This is a genomic window from Sphingomonas sp. AAP5 (genome assembly GCF_004354345.1).
GTDB classification, from domain to species: Bacteria; Pseudomonadota; Alphaproteobacteria; order Sphingomonadales; family Sphingomonadaceae; genus Sphingomonas; species Sphingomonas glacialis.
The window spans coordinates 2,591,378-2,609,721 of record NZ_CP037913.1; the positions used below are offsets into that span (position 1 = coordinate 2,591,378).

Consider the following 18,344-nt stretch of genomic DNA (forward strand, 5'->3'; position numbering starts at 1 on the left):
CCTCTCCCCTTGGGAGAGGGCGTTTAGGCGTGCAGCGTCAGCCACTCTTCTTCCGGAGCCCGTGCACTGCGTAAGCGGTTCGCGGGCTCTGTCGTATCTTCCACCCCCAACGCCATGCCGCAGAACAGCATCCGCTCGGCCGGCAGCGCGATCGCCTCCCCCACCGTCTCGGGATACATCGCCCAGCATTCCTGCGCGCAACTTCCCAGCCCCGCCTCGACCGCAAGCAGCATGACGTTCTGCAGATACATGCCGAGATCGGCCCATTGCGGCGGCCCCATCCGCCGGTCGACGCTACAGAACAAAGCGGCGGGCGCCCCGAAAAATTGGAAGTTGCGCGCGAACCACAGCCGCCGCGCCGCCTTGTCCTCGCGCGGGATGCCGATCTCGCGATACATCGCCTCGCCCACCGCAAAGCGCCGGTCGCGATACGGCGCGACGAGTTCGCTCGGATAGATATCATACGCCGCCGTCTCGGGCTGGCCCCATTGGATCTTGTGCAACACCGCTGCCTTCAGCCGTTCCAGCGGCGCGCCGGTCAGTACGTCGACATGCCACGGCTGGAGGTTCCCGCCGGTTGCTGCGCGTGCCGCCTTGGTGACGATGCCGTGGAGCACCGCCGGGTCGACCGGATCGCTCAGGAAACCGCGTACCGATCGGCGCGCTGCAATCGCTTCGCTCACATCCATATGCCTGGCCTTTCGATCATCGGGTACGTCGTTCCACCTTGCCCAAGCGCCTGGAGTACGGCAATAGAGGTTGCAAACAGAAACCGATTATGGAGAGTCGAGCATGGCCGAAGCCTATATCGTTGATGCAGTGCGCACCGCGGGCGGCAAGCGCGGCGGGAAACTCGCTGGCTGGCACCCCGTCGACATGGCGGCGTCCGTGCTCGACGCGATCGTCGAGCGCACCGGGATCGACGGCGCCGCGGTCGACGACGTGATCATGGGCTGCGTCATGCAGGGCGGGCAGCAGGCCGGACAAGTCGGCCGCAACGCCGTGCTCGCCGCCAAGAACCTTCCCGACAGCGTGCCCGCCGTGTCGATCGACCGGCAGTGCGGATCGTCGCAGCAGGCGCTGCAGTTCGCCGCGCAGGCGGTGATGTCGGGAACGCAAGACATCGTCATCGCCGCGGGCGTCGAGAGCATGACGCGCGTGCCGATGGGCACCACCGCGACGCTGTTCATGAAAGAGGGCCTGGGCAACTACAAGTCGCCGCGGCTCGAGGAGAAATACCCCGGCATCATGTTCAGCCAGTTCATGGGCGCCGAGATGATCGTCAAGAAGCACGGCTTCGACCGCGCGATGCTCGACGCCTTCGCGCTCGAGAGCCATCGTCGTGCGCAGGCGGCGACCGAGCGCGGCGACTTTGCCGACGAGATCATCGCGCTCGAGATCGAGACGCCCGAGGGGATTGTCCAGCACAGCACCGACGAGGGCATCCGCTATGGCGCGACCTTGGAGAGCATCGGTTCGGTCAAATTGCTCCAGGAAGGCGGCAGCATCAGCGCGGCCAATGCCAGCCAGATCTGCGACGGTGCGAGCGCCGTGATGATCGTCAGCGAGGCGGCCCTGAAAGCGCACAACCTCACGCCGATCGCGCGGATCGTCAACCTGACCGTGACGGGCGGCGACCCCGTCATCATGCTCGAGGAGCCGCTGTTCGCGACCGACCGCGCGCTGCAGCGCTCTGGCATGAAGATCGAGGAGATCGACCTGTATGAGGTCAACGAGGCGTTCGCGCCCGTTCCGCTCGCGTGGCTGAAGCATACCGGTGGCGATCCGGCGAAGCTTAACGTCAATGGCGGCGCGATCGCGCTCGGGCATCCGCTTGGCGCTTCGGGCACCAAGCTGATGGCGACGTTGGTGCACGCGCTGCAGAAATCGGGCGGGCGGTATGGCCTGCAGACGATGTGCGAAGGCGGCGGCGTCGCTAACGTGACCATCATCGAACGGGTCTGATCCCCGTCGCCCCGGCGGAGGCCGGGGCCGTCCCGTTGCGACGCGCAACGGCGGCACCGCACCCAACACAGCGGCCCCGGCCTCCGCCGGGGCGACGAATTTAGGGGGACCTCACATGAATCTCGACTCCACCACCGCTGCAGTCGTTACCGGCGGCGCATCGGGCCTCGGCGCCGCCACCGCCCGCGCGCTCGCCGCCAAGGGCGTCAAGGTCGCGATCTTCGATCTGCAAGCCGAAAAAGGCGAGGCGCTCGCTGCCGAGATCGGTGGCTTGTTCTGCGAAGTGAACGTGACGTCGGACGAGTCGGTCGACGCCGGCTTCGCCAAGGCGCGCGCGGCCAACGGCCAGGAAGCCGTGCTCGTCTGCTGCGCGGGGACCGGCAATGCGGTCAAGACCGCGAGCCGCTCGAAGGAAGACGGCAGCATCAAGCATTTCCCGCTCGCCGCGTTCGACTGGCTCATTCAGATCAACCTGATCGGTACCTTCCGCTGCGTCGCCAAATCGGCGGCGGGGATGCTGACGCTGACGCCCGGCGAAGACGGCGAGCGCGGCGCGATCGTGATGACCGCGAGCGTCGCCGCTGAGGACGGGCAGATCGGCCAGGCGGCCTATTCCGCGTCGAAGGGCGGCGTCGTCGGCATGACGCTGCCGATCGCGCGCGACCTGATGGGCGAAGGCATCCGCATCAACACGATCCTGCCGGGCATCTTCGAGACCCCGCTGATGCAGGGCGCGCCGCAGGCGGTGAAGGACAATCTCGCGGCGAGCGTCCCCTTCCCCAAGCGGCTGGGCATTCCCACGGAATATGCGCATCTCGCGCTGACGATGCTCGAGAACAGCTATTTCAACGGCGAGGACGTCCGCCTCGACGGCGCGATCCGCATGGCGCCGCGCTGACGTAAACTCCCCTCCCCTTCAGGGGAGGGGTCGGGGGTGGGGCGGGGTCTCACCGAAACCGGGTCGTCGAATTCGCGGCACGGCCCCACCCCAACCCCTCCCCTGAAGGGGAGGGGCTTTTGGAGAATTTCATGCCCCGTCCCGATCCCGCGCGCCTCGACCCCGCGACCTACCCCCATACCGTCACGATCCAGACGCGTTTCCAGGATCTCGACGTGCTCGGCCATATCAACAATGTCGCAATGGCGGCGCTGTTCGAAAGCGGGCGGGTGCGCTTCAACCAGGCGATCAAGCTCCACGGCTGGGCGGGGCATCGCTGGCTCGTCGCGCGGGTCGAGATCAATTATCTTGGCGAGGGCTTCTTCCCCGCCGATGTCGAGATCGCGAGCGGGATCGGCGAAATCGGCACCCGCAGCTGGAACATCCTCTCGGCCGCCTTCCAGAACGGCGCGTGCATCGCGACGTGCGATGTCGTGCTGGTGATGAGCGCGAGTGGCGGGCTCACGGCACTCCCTGACGAATTCCGTGCAGGACTGGAGGCCAACCGCCTGCGGCTATGATGCGGTGGCGGGCATCCGCCGCGACGCAAAGTGCCAGACGAGCAGTACCGGTTCGATCAGCGCCATGCCGATGAAGATGCTCGTCAGCCGCTCGAGCGCCGGGCGGATCGCCACGTCGGCATAGCTGTCGGGCACCAGCGTCACCAGGATCGCCAGCGTGAATTGCAGCCCGAGATAGGGCACGCGCCCGCCGGCATTTTCGATATGCCGCCCGATCGCGACGCCGAGGCATGTCCCCGCGATCAGCACGGGCGCCGATCCGTGCGCGACGACCAGCACGGCGGCGGCCAGCGCGCCACCGCCAATGCAGCCGAGCGCGCGGTGCCACAGCCGCTTGCTCACCGGTGCCAGACCGCTGCGCCCGAGCCGCGCCACCGGCACGATCATCACCGTCATCACGGTCACGCCTGCCTGCGCCAATTGCGGGATCCCGAACAGCGCATGGAGCGGCGGCAGCAGCGCGAGCGTCACGCCCGCTTGCGCGGCATGGCGTGCGGCATCGCGATGCCAGCCGATCCGCTGCGCCGGCAGCGCGGGCGGCGCGGGCCAGCGCCGCCGCACCGTCAGCGTCGAGATCAGGCTGACCGCGACGCACGCCGCCGTGCCCGCAAGCACTTCGAGCAACCGCGTCTGCGCAAACGCCAGCGTGTCGAGCGCAGGATGCTCGAGCGTGTCGAGCAGGATCAGCTCGAAGGTCAGGCCGAGCAGCAGCCACGCATAGGCACGCTTGGCGGTGAGCATCCCGTACAGGCCGATCGCCCCCATCACCGCCGCCGCGAGCGATGCCATCGGGAGCGAGCGCACCGCATAGGGCACGATCAGCAATGCCGCCCCCGCCCCGACCGCGGTGCCGACGATCCGCAGCAACCCGCGCAACAGCGTCTGCGCGACATGGCCGCGCATCAGCACGAAACCGGTGAACGCCGCCCAGGCGACGCTCTTCGCGCCGATCGTGTGCGCGAGCAGGATCGCCAGCGCGACCGAGGCCACGCATTCGAGCTCGTCGATCATCCGCGGGCCGGGCGAAAAGAAGGTCGAGAGGGCGCGGCCAACGCGGGACTGGAAGAACTGGGTGAGCCGGCGCTGCATCGCGGTGGCTATGGCGCAAAGCGGGCGGCGCTTAAAGGCCACTTCCCGTCACCCCGGCCTTGTGCCGGGGCCCACCGTGACAACGAAATGCATGCCGCAGGATACGCGGCACGGTGGCCCCCGCCACAAGGCCGGGGTGACGAAGAGAGGCGGGGTCGCGGCAGCCAGCGGTGCAGACGGCGGAAGGCAGAGGCTAGACGTCCAGCGGCAGTGCCCGCTTAATCCGCATCCCCGAACCGCGCCGGGCGCTTCTGGATGTTCGCGGCGACCTGCTCCATCATCGGCGGCTGGCCGATTACCTTGACTTGCTCGTCGGTCTCGGCCTCGAGCATCGCGCGAGGGTCGGCGTCGAACGCCATGTTGCACAGCCGCTTGGCACCGCGGATCGCGTTGGGGCTCTTGGCGGCGATGTCGTGCGCCAGCGCGAGCGCCGCGGCGTGCGGATCCTCGGCGATGCGCGTGATGAAGCCATGGTGGAGCGCTTCCTCGGCACCGAACTCGCGCGAGGTATAGACAAGCTCGCGCAGCACATCGTCGCGCACCAGCCCGCGCCAGATCGGGAAGCCCGCCATGTCCGGCACCAGCCCCCAATAGCTTTCGCGGATCGCAAAGCGCGTGTCGGGCGCGGCGATGCGAATGTCGGCGCCCGACATGATCTGGAAGCCGCCGCCGAACGCCACGCCGTGGACCGCGGCGATCACCGGCATCGGCAGATTGCGCCAGCCCCAGGTGACATGCTGCGGCAGGATCGCGCCTTGGTCGTTACGCTCGTTGCGCGACAGCCCCGAGCCGCCGCCCGCCATGCTCGTCATGTCGAGCCCGGCGCAGAACGCGCGCCCCTCGCCCGACAGCACGACGCAGCGCACGTCCTTGCGCGGGTGCAGCGCATCGATCGCCGCGCCGATACCTTCGAACATCGCCGGGTCGATCGCGTTCATCTTGTCGGCGCGCGCGAGGCGGACGTCGGCGATATGATCGGTGATCGTGGTCGATACGCGGTCGTTCATCTGTCTCTCCATCGGCGTCACACGCTCTGCGCGCCGGTCTCTGCCCAATATTGGTCGCGCAGCAAGCGCTTGTACAATTTGCCCGTCGCGTGGCGCGGCAGTTCCGCCGCAAAATCGATCTGGCGCGGTGTCTTCACCCCCGACAGCTCGGCGCGGCACCACGCGGTGAGCTCGGAGGCGAAGGCCGGCCCCGCTTCCGCCATATCGACCGGCTGGACCACAGCAACGACGCGCTCGCCCATTTCGGGGCACGGCGCGCCAATCACCGCGACATCGGCGACGCGCGGGTGGGTGATCAGGCGGTTCTCGATCTCCTGCGGATAGATGTTCACCCCGCCCGAGATGATCATGAAGCTCTTGCGATCGGTGAGGTAGAGATAGCCGTCGCCATCGATCCGCCCGATATCGCCGAGCGTCGTCCAGCCGTGCGCGTTGCGCGCCTCCGCGGTCTTGGCCGGGTCGTTGTGATATTCGAACGGCGTACCGCCCTCGAAATAGACCAGCCCCTGCTCGCCCGGCGGCAGCTCGGCGCCATCTTCGCCGCAGATGTGGAGCACGCCGTACGCCGCCTTGCCGACCGACCCCTTGTGCGCCAGCCATTCGGGTGAGGCGATCGTCGTCAGGCCGTTGCCCTCCGACCCGGCATAATATTCGTAGAGCACCGGACCCCACCAGTCGATCATCGCTTCCTTGACCGGGACCGGGCACGGCGCGGCGGCGTGGATCGCGACCTTGAGGCTCGACAGATCGTGGCGCGCACGCGTCGCCGGATCGAGCTTGAGCATCCGCACGAAATGCGTCGGCACCCATTGGCTGGCATTGACGTGATAGCGGTCGATCGCGGCGAGGGCGGCCTCGGGGTCGAAATGCTCCATCATTACGACGGTGCCGCCGAGCCTTTGCACCGTCATCGACCAGCGCAGCGGCGCGGCGTGATAGAGCGGCGCCGGGCTGAGATAGATGCTGTCGGGACCGAGCCCGTACAGCCCGCGCGCGAGCATCTCGAGCACGGTGCCAGCAGCGATATCGGGATCCTCGGGCAGCGCGACGCGCACGCCCTTGGGGCGTCCTGTCGTTCCCGACGAATAGAGCATGTCGACGCCCGCACGTTCGTCGGCGATGGGCGTATCCGGCATCGCGGCGACCGCGTCTTCCCACGCCGCCCATCCCGCCACCGGTCCGCCGACCGAAAAGCGCGCGAGCTCGGTGCCCAGCGCGGCGGTCACTCCGGCGAGGCTGGCCGAGACGATGACGAGTCGCGCGCCCGAATCGTTGAAGATGTAATCGACTTCAGATGCGGTCAGCTTGGTCGAGATGCACACGAAGAACAGCCCCGCACGCTGCGCGCCCCAGGCGATGTCGTAGAAGGCCGGGCTGTTCTCGAGGCACAGCGCGATCGTGTCGCCGGCCTTCAGCCCCTTCGCGCGGAACAGATGCGCCGCGCGGTTCGAACGTGCGTCGAGCTCCGCGAAGCTGACGCGCTCGCCGGTTTCGGCGACGATCAGCGCGGGTTTGCCGGGATCGGTGCGCGCGTGCACGCTCGGATGCGACATTTCAGACCCTCCTGAACGGCCGCTTGCGGGCCGTTTCGTTTTCTTTTGCAACGCGATGCTATACCGGCGTGCCGAACGCCGCAAGCGGCTCGCCAATGCCACGGCGCTCGCCCCTTGCACGCACGCGGCTTTGCGATACAGCGCCCGGCATCATGGCCGCCGACACCCCCTCCGCCTTCGACCCGCAACGCTTCAGCCGGCTTGGCGTCGGCGGGCATGGCGGCTTGCTCAAGCTGAGCTATCACAGCCACGGGCCCGACTGGGTCGAGCTGCAACTGCCCTATCAGACCGACCTGATCGGCGATCCGGCGAGCGGCGTGCTCGCCTCGGGGCCGATCCTGACGATGATGGACATGGCGACGAGCCTTGCGGTGTGGACCAAGCTCGGCAGCTTCCGCCCGCATGCGACGCTCGACCTGCGGATCGATTATCTGCGCCCCGCGACGCCGGGCAAGACGGTGTACGGCCGCGGCGAATGTTATCGCATCACGCGCTCGATCTCGTTCGTGCGCGGTCAGGCGCATGACGGCGACCCGGCCGATCCGCTCGCGCATGTCGCGGGCACCTTCATGTTCACGGATGCCGCCTGATGTTGCCGCCTTATGCCGACTTGCTGGGGATCGCCGTTGCCGAGGGCGACGATCCGACGCTGTTGACGATGCCGAGCGCGACGAGCCTGCTCGGGCGGCCGGGCTATCTGCATGGCGGCGCGATCGGCGGGATGCTCGAAATGGCCGCGATCGTCGCGCTGCAATATGCGCTGGCCGAGGATGGCGGCGGGCAGATCAAGCCGATCAACGTCACGGTCGATTACATGCGCGGCGGGCGCGAGAAACCGACCTTCGCGCGCGGCGTGGTGACGCGGCTCGGCGGGCGCGTCGCCAATGTCGAGGCGACGGCGTGGCAGGATGATCCGGCCAAGCCCATTGCCGCGGCGCGGATGAATTATCTGATCGTGCGGGGATAACCACCCGCTACCCGTCACCCCGGCCTTGTGCCGGGGTCCACCGGGACGGGAGAGCACCGGGTGCGACACGGTGGGCCCCGGCACACGGCCGGGGTGACGGGCAGGTCACTTCTTCGGCGTCAGCCGCACCAATTTCCCGTCATCCTGAAGCAGCCAGATCGCCCCATCGGGCGCTTGCGCGACGTCGCGGATTCGCGCGCCCATGTCCCACTGGTCGGCGACCATCGCACTGTCCCCGTTGAGCGCAACGCGGATCAGCGACTCGCCCGACAGCGCGCCGATCAGCAGCGAGCCGCGATAGGCCGGGAACATCTTGCCCGAATAATAGGCCATCCCGCCCGGCGAGATCGACGGGTTCCACCACAGTTTGGGCGCTTCGAGATCGGGCCGGCTGGGGTGGTCGGGGATCGGCTTGCCCGAATAATTGTCGCCGTTGGAAACGATCGGCCACCCGTAATTCTTGCCCGGCAGGATCAAATTGAGCTCGTCGCCGCCCTTGGGCCCCATCTCCTCTTCCCACAGCCGGCCATCGGGCGTGAACACCAAGCCGTACGGGTTGCGATGCCCGCTGCTCCACATCTCCGCGCGCACCCCGCCCGCTGCCGCCATCGGATTGCCCGGCGCCGCCTCGCCGTCCAGCGTCAGGTGCAGGATCTTGCCAAGCGCCTGCTCCGGGTCCTGCGCCGGCGTGAAGCGCTGCCGCTCGCCCGAGGAGAGGAAGAGCGACTTGCCGTCGGGTGCGAAGGCGATGTTCGCACCGAACTGCCCGCCGACACCATCCGACCCGGCGCGCCACAGCACTTGCAGGTCGACCAGAGCCGTTCCAGTGAACTGCCCGCGCGCCAGCGCCAGGCTGCTGCCGCCCGGGCGCGGTTCGGAATAGCTGATATAGACGAGCTTACTCTTGGCGAAATCGGGCGCTGGCGCGATGTCGAGCAGGCCGCCCTGATTGTCGTTGAGCACCTTGGGCGCGCCGGTGATATCGGCGATCGACCCGTCGGCGCGGCGCAGCTTGATCTTGCCCGCCTTCTCGGTGACGAGCGCGCTGCCGTCGGGCAGCACCGCGATCGCGAACGGCTCGCTGAACGTCGCGAGCGTCGCTTGCGCAAACGGTGGCCTGGTCGCGGCGCGGTTCGCGCGGCCCGTCGTCGCGGGGACGTTTCGGATCGTCGCGGCGGGCGCGTCGTCGGGCAGGCTGGTGACAGGCGCGCGGTTCGGCCGTGCCGTCGGGGTCGGTGCCGCCGCCGCCGCCGCGGCGTTCGATTGCTGCGGCTGCGCGGAGCAGGCCGTCGCGGCCAGCACCAGAGCAACGAAAGGCGTGCGGGACGACGACAACATGGAGTTCTCCTGTAAGTGTTTCGAAAACCGCCATCACCCCGGACTTGTTCCGGGGTCCACCGTGCGACACAGACAGCGGGCGTAGGCGTACGCTGCACCGTGGACCCCGGAACAGGTTGGGGGTGACGCGCTCGCGAGAACGGCTTGCCAGCCCCCGCGCTTGCGCCTATATCGCGATCACTCTCTACATCGTCAGGTGAAGAGGCTGGAGCCCCCCGGTTCCGGCGCCGAGCCCCTTTGCCTAACCGACTCGAGGATTTCCATTGGCCGAAACGCCTGATCTGACCGCCCTGATTGCTCCCGAAGCCGCGGCTTTGGGTTTCGATCTGGTGCGCGTGAAGCTGTTCGGCGGCAAGGGCGACCTCACGCTGCAGGTGATGGCCGAGCGCCCTGATACGCGCCAGCTGACGATCGAGGATTGCGCCGAACTGTCGCGCCGCATCTCCGACGTGCTCGACACGCTCGAGGCCGAAGGCCGCGACCCGATCACCGACGAATATCGCCTCGAAGTGTCGTCACCCGGGATCGACCGGCCGCTGACGCGCCTCAAGGACTTCGCCGACTGGACGGGGCATGAGGCGCGCATCGTGCTTGCCGCGCCGATCGAGGGCCGCAAGGTGCTCACCGGGTTGCTCAAGGGCGTCGAGGGCGATCGCATCACCATCTATCTCCCCAAGCATGGCGAGATGGAAATCGGGTACGACCAGGTCGGCACCGCCAAGCTGGTGCTGACCGACGCGCTGATCGCGGCCACCCGGCCGCTTTCGATCGAGGGCGTCGAAGAAGAAGAAATCGAAGACGAAGCGCTGCCCGAGGGCATTGAAGACGAAGGACACAAGTGATGGCCACCGCAGGAACTTCAGGCGTTACCGCCAACCGCGCCGAGCTGATCGCCATTGCGAACGCCGTCGCCACTGAGAAGATGATCGACAAGGGCATCGTCATCGAGGCGATGGAAGACGCGATCCAGCGCGCCGCCAAGGCGCGCTACGGCGCCGAGAACGACATTCGCGCCAAGCTCGATCCCAACACCGGTGACCTCCGCTTGTGGCGCGTCGTCGAAGTGGTCGAGGCGGTCGACGATTACTTCAAGCAGGTGAACCTCAAGGAAGCGCAGAAGCTCCAGAAGGACTCGGTCGTCGGCGACTACATCGTCGATCCGCTGCCCCCGATCGAATTCGGCCGCATCGCCGCGCAGGCCGCCAAGCAGGTCATCTTCCAAAAGGTCCGCGACGCCGAGCGCGAGCGCCAGCATGAAGAATTCAAGGACCGCATGGGCGAGATCATCACCGGCGTCGTCAAGCGCGTCGAGTTCGGCCATGTCGTCGTCGATCTCGGCCGCGCCGAGGGCGTGATCCGTCGCGACCAGCAGATCCCGCGCGAAGTCGTCCGCGTCAACGACCGCATCCGCTCGCTGATCCTCAACGTCCGCCGCGAGAACCGTGGCCCGCAGATCTTCCTCAGCCGCGCGCACCCCGACTTCATGAAGAAGCTGTTCGCGCAGGAAGTCCCCGAAATCTACGACGGCATCATCGAGATCAAGGCCGCCGCGCGCGACCCGGGTTCGCGCGCCAAGATCGGCGTCATCAGCCATGATTCGTCGATCGATCCGGTCGGCGCGTGCGTCGGCATGAAGGGCAGCCGCGTTCAGGCGGTCGTCCAGGAAATGCAGGGCGAGAAGATCGACATCATCCCCTGGTCGCCCGACACCGCGACCTTCGTCGTCAACGCGCTGCAGCCGGCCTCCGTGTCGCGCGTGGTGATCGACGAGGAAGAGGACCGCATCGAGGTCGTCGTTCCCGACGATCAGCTGTCGCTCGCGATCGGTCGCCGTGGCCAGAACGTGCGTTTGGCATCGCAGCTCACCGGCAAGGCGATCGACATCCTCACCGAGCAGGACGCGTCCGAGAAGCGCCAGAAGGAATTCGCCGAGCGCACCGAGATGTTCCAGACCGAGCTAGACGTCGATGAGACCCTCGCGCAGCTGCTCGTCGCCGAGGGCTTCGGCGCGCTCGAGGAAGTCGCCTATGTCGAGGTCGAGGAAATCGCCTCGATCGAAGGCTTCGATGACGATCTCGCCGCCGAGCTGCAGAGCCGCGCCGCCGAGGCGCTCGAGCGTCGCGAAGGCGCGAACCGCGAGGAACGCCGCGCGATGGGCGTCGAGGACGCACTCGCTGAGCTGCCGCATCTCAACGAGGCGATGCTCGTCACGCTCGGCAAGGCCGGGATCAAGACGCTCGACGACCTCGCAGATCTCGCGACCGACGAGCTGATCCAGAAGAAGCGCCAGGAACAGCGCCGCCGCGCCGAGGGTGCCGACGCCAACAAGCGCCCCGAGGACAAGGGCGGCGTGCTCGGCGAGTACGGCCTGAGCGAAGCGCAGGGCAACGAGATCATCATGGCCGCGCGCGCGCACTGGTTCGACGAAGAGCCGGCAGAGGCAGCAACCGCGTCGGAGGAGAGCGAAGCCTGATGCCGTTCGTCAGCATCCGCATTTCGGGCAGCGCGACCAAGGACCAGAAGTCCGCAATCGTCGCCGATGTCACCCAGTCGCTCGTCGAGCGGCTGGGCAAGAACCCGGCTGCGGTGCAGATCGTGATCGAAGAAGTGAGCCTCGAGAATTACGGCGCGGGCGGGATTTTGCTCGCCGACCGTGATGCCCCTAAGAGGGAGGACGCGCATGCGGTTCCCTCACAATGAGGCCTTAGCGCTTCAGCCAGCATCGGGCGCGACCTTAGCCCCTCCCCTTCAGGGGAGGGGTTGGGGTGGGGCGGTGCCTGGAGCCGCGCTCTCTGCGAGACTCGGCCCCACCCCCAACCCCTCCCCTGAAGGGGAGGGGCTTTCATGACCACCGCGACCGACTCGACCGACGTAGACGGCATCGAGGACCCCACCGGCGCCATCCGCCGTTGCATCCTGCTCGGCGAACGCGCGCCGCGCGAGGCCCTCGTGCGACTGGCACTGTCGCCTGACGGCCACGTCTTCCCCGATGTGCGCGCCAAGGCCCCCGGCCGCGGCGCGTGGATCGGCGTGACGCGCGCCGAGCTCGAAACCGCGATCGCCAAGGGCAAGCTCAAGGGCGCATTCGCCCGCGCGTTCAAGACCGGCCCTATCCTGATTCCCGACGACCTGCCGGAGATGATCGCCACCGCACTCGAACGCGCTGTCCTAGACCGACTCGGCCTCGAAGCCCGCACCGGTCACTTGCTCACCGGCTCGGACAAGATCGAGACCGCGGCACGCTCGGGCAAGCTCACCATGCTGCTCCACGCGTCCGACGCAGGCACCGACGGCAACCGCAAGCTCGACCAGGCGTGGCGAATCGGCAACGATGAAGAAGGCAGCGCTTTGCGGGGGTTGGCACTGCCGGTGTCACGCACCATATTGGCCGTGGCGCTAGGTCGGCAGAATGTGGTACATATCGGCCTGACAGAACGCGATGCTGCAAAGCGGGTGGGCGAAACGCTCAACCGCTGGCTGCATTTCATCGGCCCCGAATCCGCCCTCGTGGCTTGCGAAACACCGTCGCAAGGCGCATCGGCGCACATATCCAACCCGGCGGGAAGTGGCATCCCTGCTGCGGCTGACGACGACACATGCGAGGAATTTGAGTGAGCGATACCGACAACGAAAAGCCGAAACTCGGAATGCGTCAGCCGCTCGGGCTGAAGCGCACGATCGAGACCGGCCAGGTCAAGCAGAGCTTCAGCCATGGACGGCAGAATACCGTCCAGGTCGAAGTGAAGCGCCGTCGCGTGCTCGGGCCCGGCGGCGCGCCGGTCGCGGCACCCGTCGAGCAGGCCGCTCCGGCACCGGCGCCCGTCGCCGCGCCGCGTCCGGTCGCGCCGACCCCGCCGCCGCCCCCGCCCGTCTCGCCCGGCAATTCGCTGCTGTCGCGTCAGGAGCTCCAGGCCAAGCTGCTGCGCGAAGCCGACGAAGCGCGGATGAACGCGCTCGAAGAAACGCGTCGCCGCGAGGAGCGTCTGCGGATCGAGGCGCAAGCCGAAGAGCGCCGCCGCGCCGAGGAAAATCGCCGTGCCGGTGATGCCCCCGACAGCGCCGCCGCGCCCGACCCCGTGCCGCAGCCGGCGCCCGAGCCTGTCGCGGCCCCGGTCGCCGAGGCTGCTGAGCCCGTCGCCGCACCGGCCGCGGCCGTCGAAGCCGCACCCGCGCCCGCCCCTGCGGCGGCTGCCCCGGTCGCTGCTCCGGCTGCGCCTGCGCCCGTCGCTGCTGCCCCGGCCCCTGCTCCCGCGCCAGCCGCACCGCCTGCCCCGGTACTGCGTCCGCTGAGCCTCGAGCGCGATCCGTCGATGCCGGCACCGCGCCTGTTCACGCCAGTGCCGCGTCCCGAGCGTCCGCGTCCGGCACCGCCTGCCCCGGCGCCCGAGCCGGCGCCTGCTGCCGCCACGCCGGCTGCAGGTGCTGCCGGTGCCGCCAAGCGTCCCGCCATCGGCGTTGCCGCGCCGGTTGCGCCGAACGAACCCGCGCGTCCCGGCCAGCGTGACCGCAAGGGCGACGAGCGTCGCGGCGGCAAGCTGACCGTCAACCGTGCGCTCGACGGCGGCGACGGCGCCCGCGCCCGTTCGCTCGCCGCGCTCAAGCGTGCGCGCGAAAAGGAACATCGCCGCATGGGTGGCCCGCGCGAAGTGCAGGCCAAGCAAGTCCGCGACGTCGTCGTGCCGGAAGCGATCACCGTCCAGGAACTCGCCAACCGCATGGCCGAGAAGGGCGCCGACCTCGTCAAGATGCTGTTCAAGATGGGCTCGCCCGTCACGATGACGCAGACGATCGACCAGGATACAGCCGAGCTGCTGGTGACCGAATTCGGCCACAACATCGTCCGCGTCAGCGATTCGGACATCGACATCGCGATCGAGACCGATGCCGATCCCGAGGACACGCTGCTGCCGCGTCCGCCGGTCGTCACGATCATGGGCCATGTCGATCACGGCAAGACCTCGCTGCTCGACGCGCTGCGCGGTACCGACGTGGTGCGCGGTGAAGCCGGTGGCATCACCCAGCATATCGGCGCCTATCAGGTCACGCTGAAGGACAAGTCGAAGGTCACTTTCCTCGACACGCCGGGCCACGAAGCCTTCACCGAAATGCGCCAGCGCGGCGCCAACGTGACCGACATCGTCGTGCTCGTTGTCGCGGCCGACGATGCGATCAAGCCGCAGACCGTCGAGGCGATCAACCACACCAAGGCCGCTGGCGTCCCGATGATCGTCGCGATCAACAAGGTCGACAAGCATGACGCCAATCCGCAGAAGGTCCGCGAGGCCCTGCTGCAGTATGAAGTCGTGGTCGAGGAGATGTCGGGCGACGTCCAGGACGTCGAAGTCTCGGCGCTTAAGAAGACCGGGCTCGACGAGCTGATCGAGAAGATCCAGCTCCAGGCCGAACTGCTCGAACTGAAGGCCAACCCGAACCGCGCGGCCGAAGGCACCGTGATCGAAGCCAAGCTCGACAAGGGCCGTGGTCCGGTCGCGACCGTGCTCGTCAACCGCGGCACGCTCAAGGTCGGCGACATCTTCGTCGTCGGTGCCGAGAGCGGCAAGGTCCGCGCGATGACCAACGACAAGGGCCAGCAGATCAAGGAAGCCGGCCCGTCGATGCCGGTCGAGGTCCTCGGTCTCTCGGGTGTCCCGCGTGCGGGCGATCCGCTGTCGGTGGTCGAGAACGAAGCGCGTGCGCGTGAAGTTGCCGAGTATCGCCAGAGCGTCATCACCTCGAAGCGCACCGGCGGTGGTCCGGCGAGCCTCGAGTCGATGTTCAGCGCGCTCAAGGAAAAGCAGGCGATCGAATATCCGCTGGTGGTCAAGGCAGACACGCAAGGGTCGGTCGAGGCGATCGTCGGCGCGATCAACAAGATCTCGACCGATCTCATCAAGGCGCGCGTGCTACATTCGGGCGTCGGTGGCATCACCGAGAGCGACGTTACGCTGGCGGGTGCCAGTGGCGCGCCGATCATCGGCTTCAACGTTCGTCCGAACGCCAAGGCCCGCGAGATCGCCGAGCGTCACAAGGTCGCGTTCAAGTACTACGATGTGATCTACGACCTCACCGACGAGATCCGCGCCGGCATGGCGGGCGAGCTCGGGCCGGAAGCGTTCGAGACGGTCGTTGGCCGCGCCGAAATCCGCGAGGTCTTCTCGGCGGGCAAGCACGGCAAGGCAGCGGGTCTGCTCGTTACCGAGGGCAACATCCGCAAGGCGCTCAAGGCGCGTATCACCCGGGCGGATGTCATCATCTACCAGGGCGAGATCGCCTCGCTGCGCCGCTTCAAGGACGACGTGGCCGAAGTGCGCGCAGGTCTGGAGTGCGGCGTGACCTTCACGTCGAACTTCGTCGACATCAAGCCGGGCGACTTCCTCGAAACGTTCGAAGTCGAACTGCGCGAACGCACGCTGTAATCGTGTTTCCCTCTCCCGCTTTCGCGGGAGAGGGAGGGGCCCGCGCAGCGGGAGGGTGAGGGTTTTCTCCTTCCTCCTGCTCGTCACGCCTCGACGAAGAAGACCCTCACCCAACCCTCTCCCGCCAAGGCGGGCGAGGGCTTTAGGCTTTAGCGATGCGCCCCAACGAAACCGCCGAATCCCGCAACGTCCGCCTGCTTCGCGTCGGCGAGCAGATGCGCCATACGCTGAGCGACATCCTCGCGCGCGGCGACGTGCATGACGAGGTGCTCGCCAAGCATTCCGTGACGATCACCGAAGTGCGCATGTCCCCCGACCTGCGCCACGCGACGGTGTTCATGAAGCCGCTGCTCGGCCGCGACGAGGAAGCCGTGTTGAAGGCGCTGCGCACCAACACCGCCTACCTCCAGCGCGAGGTCGCCGCGCGCGTCCACATGAAATATGCCGCCAAGCTCAAGTTCCTGGCGGACGACAGCTTTGACGAAGGCAGCCACATCGACACATTGCTCCGCGATCCGAAGGTGGCGCGGGACTTGCCTTCCGAAGATTGACATGCGTGTTGGTAAGACGCATCTTACCAGTATGGGCGTGGATCTGAAACTCTCTTCGAAGGGGCAAGTCGTCATCCCGAAGGACGTTCGCGATGCGCTCGGGCTCGATGTCGGATCGACGCTGCGAATGACGCGGGTGGGTCGGCAGATCGTCCTCGAGGCCCCGCTGGCGGAAACAGCCCGGCCGAAAATCAGCTTCGAAGAATTTCGCAAACGGGTGCCGCGTTACGAGGGGCCGCCCGCGACGCTGGAACAAATGCGCGAAGCCGTCGATCGCATGTTTGCCGAGCGTGGCCGTCCTTGAACGCCCTCGACACGAACGTCCTCGTCCGACTGATAGTGGGTGACGATCGGATTCAGGAAGCGCAGGCGCGCGCTTTGATCGAGGCGGAACCGGTTCTCGTGCCGCTGACGGTAACGCTGGAGTGCGAGTGGGTGCTGCGGAGCTTCTACAAGCGCTCGCCGCTGCAAATTGCGGCTGCGTTCGACGCACTGACGGATGTGGCCAATTTGGTGTTCGAACATCTCAGCGGTGTTCGCTGGGCATTGGACCGGCTGATCGCTGGCGCCGATTTCGCCGACATGATCCATATCGTGCAAGCCGACGCGGCGGGCGCAACGGGGTTTGCCACCTTCGATGCTGCGATCGAACATGCGGCAGGAGCGGCCTCGCCGGTGCCCGCCATCACGATCCGCTGATGGCCAAGCTCTATTTCTACTACGCCTCGATGAACGCGGGCAAATCGACCAACCTGCTACAGGCCGATTTCAACTATCGCGAGCGCGGCATGCGCACCGTGCTGCTCACCGCCGCGATCGACGATCGCTTTGCGGCGGGGACGATCACCTCGCGGATCGGGCTCGCCGCCGATGCGATCGCGTTCGATCGCGACACCGATCTGATCGCGGTGGTGACGCGTGAAGGCGAGACGCCGCCGGCGTGCGTGCTGGTAGACGAGGCGCAATTCCTCACCGCCACCCAGGTCGATCAGCTTGCTACCCTCTCGGACTTCCACGGCATTCCCGTGCTCGCCTACGGGCTGCGCACAGATTTCCTCGGGGCGCTGTTCGAGGGCTCGGCGCGGCTGCTGGCGATCGCCGACTCGCTGATCGAGATCAAATCGGTCTGCGCGTGCGGGCGCAAGGCGACGATGAACCTGCGCGTCGATTCCACCGGCCGCGCGGTCGCCGCGGGCGCGCAGACCGAGATCGGCGGCAACGATCTGTACATTGCGCTGTGCCGTCGCCATTTCAGCGAAGCGCTTTCCGCCGCCTGACCCGAACGGACCCCGATGACCAATCCCGACCTTCCCTACACCATCGCGGTGTGGCTCATCCCGCTCGTGATCGCGATCGTGTTCCACGAGGTCGCGCACGGCTATGTCGCGCGGATCTTCGGCGACCATACCGCCGAGCGGATGGGACGGCTGACGCTCAACCCGATCAAACATGTCGATCCGATCGGCACGGTCGTGCTGCCGATGATCCTGGCGATCGCACACGCGCCGATCTTCGGCTGGGCCAAGCCCGTGCCGGTGATCGCGTCGCAGATGCGCAACCCGCGGCGCGACATGATGCTGGTCGCGCTCGCGGGGCCCGCAACCAACTTCGTGCTGGCGACGCTGACAGCGCTTGGGCTGGCGGCGTTCGTCGGGCTGGCGAGCGGGGTTCCTGCCGAGGGCGCACCGCACACCGCGGTCGGCTTCGCGTTCGACGTGCTCTACAGCTTTCTGCTGATCAACGTGTTCCTCGGCGTCTTCAATCTGATCCCGCTGCCGCCGTTCGACGGCGGGCATGTCGTGCAGGGCCTGCTGCCGCGTGCCGCGGCGATCCAGTACGCCAAGCTCGCGCGCTTCGGGCTGCCGCTGCTGCTGATCCTGCTGTTCGTGCTGCCGATGATCAGCCCGCAGCTCGACATCATCCGCCGTGTCATCGGACCGATCGCCAATGCTGTCGCCGACTTCTTCCTCAGTATCGCGCAACTCGGCGGGTTGTGAGCG

20 protein-coding genes are annotated in these 18,344 nt (G+C 67.3%); 15 read left to right on the top strand and 5 right to left on the bottom strand.

What is annotated here, in order from left to right; translation table 11 throughout:
• Positions 1 to 23: 23 nt before the first annotated feature.
• Complete coding sequence (locus E2E30_RS12040; protein ID WP_133190106.1) at positions 24 to 689, bottom strand: nitroreductase; 666 nt, start codon at positions 687 to 689, stop codon at positions 24 to 26.
• Between the two features lie 103 nt (positions 690 to 792).
• On the opposite strand from E2E30_RS12040, the gene E2E30_RS12045 reads away from it, so the two are divergent.
• From E2E30_RS12045 to E2E30_RS12055, 3 genes are all read left to right on the top strand, one after another.
• Complete coding sequence (locus E2E30_RS12045) at positions 793 to 1,965, top strand: acetyl-CoA C-acetyltransferase (protein WP_133190108.1); 1,173 nt, start codon at positions 793 to 795, stop codon at positions 1,963 to 1,965.
• A gap of 115 nt (positions 1,966 to 2,080) precedes the next feature.
• The gene (locus tag E2E30_RS12050; protein WP_133190110.1) at positions 2,081 to 2,863 is read left to right on the top strand and encodes an SDR family NAD(P)-dependent oxidoreductase; all 783 of its coding nucleotides are present in this window, start codon (positions 2,081 to 2,083) and stop codon (positions 2,861 to 2,863) included.
• A 131-nt stretch (positions 2,864 to 2,994) separates the two neighbouring features.
• The gene (locus tag E2E30_RS12055) at positions 2,995 to 3,423 is read left to right on the top strand and encodes an acyl-CoA thioesterase (protein ID WP_133190112.1); all 429 of its coding nucleotides are present in this window, start codon (positions 2,995 to 2,997) and stop codon (positions 3,421 to 3,423) included.
• Here the strand turns inward: E2E30_RS12055 and E2E30_RS12060 are convergent.
• The 3 genes from E2E30_RS12060 to E2E30_RS12070 form a co-directional block, all read right to left on the bottom strand.
• A complete protein-coding gene (locus E2E30_RS12060) occupies positions 3,418 to 4,512 on the bottom strand; it encodes an FUSC family protein (protein WP_206365569.1) in 1,095 nt (364 codons plus the stop codon). The two genes, E2E30_RS12055 and E2E30_RS12060, sit on opposite strands and share 6 nt — an antisense overlap.
• A gap of 218 nt (positions 4,513 to 4,730) precedes the next feature.
• Positions 4,731 to 5,519 carry a crotonase/enoyl-CoA hydratase family protein gene (locus E2E30_RS12065; protein WP_133190114.1) on the bottom strand — a complete coding sequence of 263 codons (789 nt, stop codon included), beginning with the start codon at positions 5,517 to 5,519 and terminating at the stop codon, positions 4,731 to 4,733.
• A 17-nt stretch (positions 5,520 to 5,536) separates the two neighbouring features.
• Complete coding sequence (locus E2E30_RS12070; RefSeq protein WP_133190116.1) at positions 5,537 to 7,072, bottom strand: acyl-CoA synthetase; 1,536 nt, start codon at positions 7,070 to 7,072, stop codon at positions 5,537 to 5,539.
• Positions 7,073 to 7,224: 152 nt separating this feature from the next.
• Between E2E30_RS12070 and E2E30_RS12075 the strand changes: the two genes are divergently transcribed.
• Together E2E30_RS12075 and E2E30_RS12080 are read left to right on the top strand one after the other, a co-directional pair.
• Positions 7,225 to 7,662, top strand: coding sequence for a PaaI family thioesterase (locus E2E30_RS12075; RefSeq protein ID WP_133190118.1), 438 nt, complete (start codon positions 7,225 to 7,227; stop codon positions 7,660 to 7,662).
• Positions 7,662 to 8,039 (top strand): PaaI family thioesterase, encoded by a 378-nt coding sequence (locus tag E2E30_RS12080; RefSeq protein ID WP_133190120.1) that lies wholly within the window; start codon positions 7,662 to 7,664, stop codon positions 8,037 to 8,039. The genes E2E30_RS12075 and E2E30_RS12080 overlap by 1 nt, the downstream gene beginning before the upstream one ends.
• 105 nt (positions 8,040 to 8,144) lie before the next feature.
• Here the strand turns inward: E2E30_RS12080 and E2E30_RS12085 are convergent, their stop codons facing one another.
• Positions 8,145 to 9,377: a PQQ-dependent sugar dehydrogenase gene (locus tag E2E30_RS12085; protein ID WP_133190122.1), complete on the bottom strand. Its 1,233-nt coding sequence runs from the start codon at positions 9,375 to 9,377 to the stop codon at positions 8,145 to 8,147.
• Between the two features lie 263 nt (positions 9,378 to 9,640).
• Here E2E30_RS12085 and rimP point away from each other — a divergent pair, with 263 nt between their 5' ends.
• From rimP to E2E30_RS12135, 10 genes are all read left to right on the top strand, one after another.
• Positions 9,641 to 10,219: a ribosome maturation protein RimP gene (rimP, locus tag E2E30_RS12090; RefSeq protein WP_133190124.1), complete on the top strand. Its 579-nt coding sequence runs from the start codon at positions 9,641 to 9,643 to the stop codon at positions 10,217 to 10,219.
• Positions 10,219 to 11,850, top strand: coding sequence for a transcription termination factor NusA (gene nusA / locus E2E30_RS12095; protein WP_010183714.1), 1,632 nt, complete (start codon positions 10,219 to 10,221; stop codon positions 11,848 to 11,850). The genes rimP and nusA overlap by 1 nt, the downstream gene beginning before the upstream one ends.
• Positions 11,850 to 12,077, top strand: a complete 228-nt coding sequence (locus E2E30_RS12100) for a tautomerase family protein (protein WP_133190126.1) — start codon at positions 11,850 to 11,852, stop codon at positions 12,075 to 12,077. Before nusA ends, E2E30_RS12100 begins: the two co-directional genes overlap by 1 nt.
• A 144-nt stretch (positions 12,078 to 12,221) precedes the next feature.
• A complete protein-coding gene (locus tag E2E30_RS12105) occupies positions 12,222 to 12,992 on the top strand; it encodes a DUF448 domain-containing protein (protein WP_133190128.1) in 771 nt (256 codons plus the stop codon).
• Positions 12,989 to 15,793 (top strand): translation initiation factor IF-2, encoded by a 2,805-nt coding sequence (infB, locus tag E2E30_RS12110; RefSeq protein ID WP_133190130.1) that lies wholly within the window; start codon positions 12,989 to 12,991, stop codon positions 15,791 to 15,793. Before E2E30_RS12105 ends, infB begins: the two co-directional genes overlap by 4 nt.
• 155 nt (positions 15,794 to 15,948) lie before the next feature.
• Positions 15,949 to 16,344: a 30S ribosome-binding factor RbfA gene (rbfA, locus tag E2E30_RS12115; protein WP_133190132.1), complete on the top strand. Its 396-nt coding sequence runs from the start codon at positions 15,949 to 15,951 to the stop codon at positions 16,342 to 16,344.
• A 31-nt stretch (positions 16,345 to 16,375) separates the two neighbouring features.
• On the top strand, positions 16,376 to 16,648 hold the full coding sequence (locus tag E2E30_RS12120) for an AbrB/MazE/SpoVT family DNA-binding domain-containing protein (protein WP_165954508.1): 273 nt from the start codon (positions 16,376 to 16,378) through the stop codon (positions 16,646 to 16,648).
• Entirely contained in the window at positions 16,645 to 17,043 is a 399-nt protein-coding gene (locus E2E30_RS12125; RefSeq protein WP_165954509.1) for a type II toxin-antitoxin system VapC family toxin, read from the top strand. Before E2E30_RS12120 ends, E2E30_RS12125 begins: the two co-directional genes overlap by 4 nt.
• Complete coding sequence (locus E2E30_RS12130; RefSeq protein WP_133190138.1) at positions 17,043 to 17,621, top strand: thymidine kinase; 579 nt, start codon at positions 17,043 to 17,045, stop codon at positions 17,619 to 17,621. The genes E2E30_RS12125 and E2E30_RS12130 overlap by 1 nt, the downstream gene beginning before the upstream one ends.
• Before the next feature lie 15 nt (positions 17,622 to 17,636).
• On the top strand, positions 17,637 to 18,341 hold the full coding sequence (locus E2E30_RS12135; protein WP_133190140.1) for a site-2 protease family protein: 705 nt from the start codon (positions 17,637 to 17,639) through the stop codon (positions 18,339 to 18,341).
• Positions 18,342 to 18,344 lie beyond the last annotated feature (3 nt).

Coding starts and splice junctions, on each gene's coding strand:
- E2E30_RS12100 (WP_133190126.1), top strand. CDS start 11,850: ATGCCGTTCGTCAGCATCCGCATTTCGGGCAGCGCGACCAAGGACCAG.
- E2E30_RS12080 (WP_133190120.1), top strand. CDS start 7,662: ATGTTGCCGCCTTATGCCGACTTGCTGGGGATCGCCGTTGCCGAGGGC.
- E2E30_RS12070 (WP_133190116.1), bottom strand. CDS start 7,072: ATGTCGCATCCGAGCGTGCACGCGCGCACCGATCCCGGCAAACCCGCG.
- E2E30_RS12120 (WP_165954508.1), top strand. CDS start 16,376: ATGGGCGTGGATCTGAAACTCTCTTCGAAGGGGCAAGTCGTCATCCCG.
- E2E30_RS12085 (WP_133190122.1), bottom strand. CDS start 9,377: ATGTTGTCGTCGTCCCGCACGCCTTTCGTTGCTCTGGTGCTGGCCGCG.
- E2E30_RS12130 (WP_133190138.1), top strand. CDS start 17,043: ATGGCCAAGCTCTATTTCTACTACGCCTCGATGAACGCGGGCAAATCG.
- E2E30_RS12135 (WP_133190140.1), top strand. CDS start 17,637: ATGACCAATCCCGACCTTCCCTACACCATCGCGGTGTGGCTCATCCCG.
- E2E30_RS12065 (WP_133190114.1), bottom strand. CDS start 5,519: ATGAACGACCGCGTATCGACCACGATCACCGATCATATCGCCGACGTC.
- E2E30_RS12105 (WP_133190128.1), top strand. CDS start 12,222: ATGACCACCGCGACCGACTCGACCGACGTAGACGGCATCGAGGACCCC.
- nusA (WP_010183714.1), top strand. CDS start 10,219: ATGGCCACCGCAGGAACTTCAGGCGTTACCGCCAACCGCGCCGAGCTG.
- E2E30_RS12040 (WP_133190106.1), bottom strand. CDS start 689: ATGGATGTGAGCGAAGCGATTGCAGCGCGCCGATCGGTACGCGGTTTC.
- E2E30_RS12045 (WP_133190108.1), top strand. CDS start 793: ATGGCCGAAGCCTATATCGTTGATGCAGTGCGCACCGCGGGCGGCAAG.
- E2E30_RS12060 (WP_206365569.1), bottom strand. CDS start 4,512: ATGCAGCGCCGGCTCACCCAGTTCTTCCAGTCCCGCGTTGGCCGCGCC.
- E2E30_RS12075 (WP_133190118.1), top strand. CDS start 7,225: ATGGCCGCCGACACCCCCTCCGCCTTCGACCCGCAACGCTTCAGCCGG.
- E2E30_RS12055 (WP_133190112.1), top strand. CDS start 2,995: ATGCCCCGTCCCGATCCCGCGCGCCTCGACCCCGCGACCTACCCCCAT.
- E2E30_RS12050 (WP_133190110.1), top strand. CDS start 2,081: ATGAATCTCGACTCCACCACCGCTGCAGTCGTTACCGGCGGCGCATCG.
- rbfA (WP_133190132.1), top strand. CDS start 15,949: ATGCGCCCCAACGAAACCGCCGAATCCCGCAACGTCCGCCTGCTTCGC.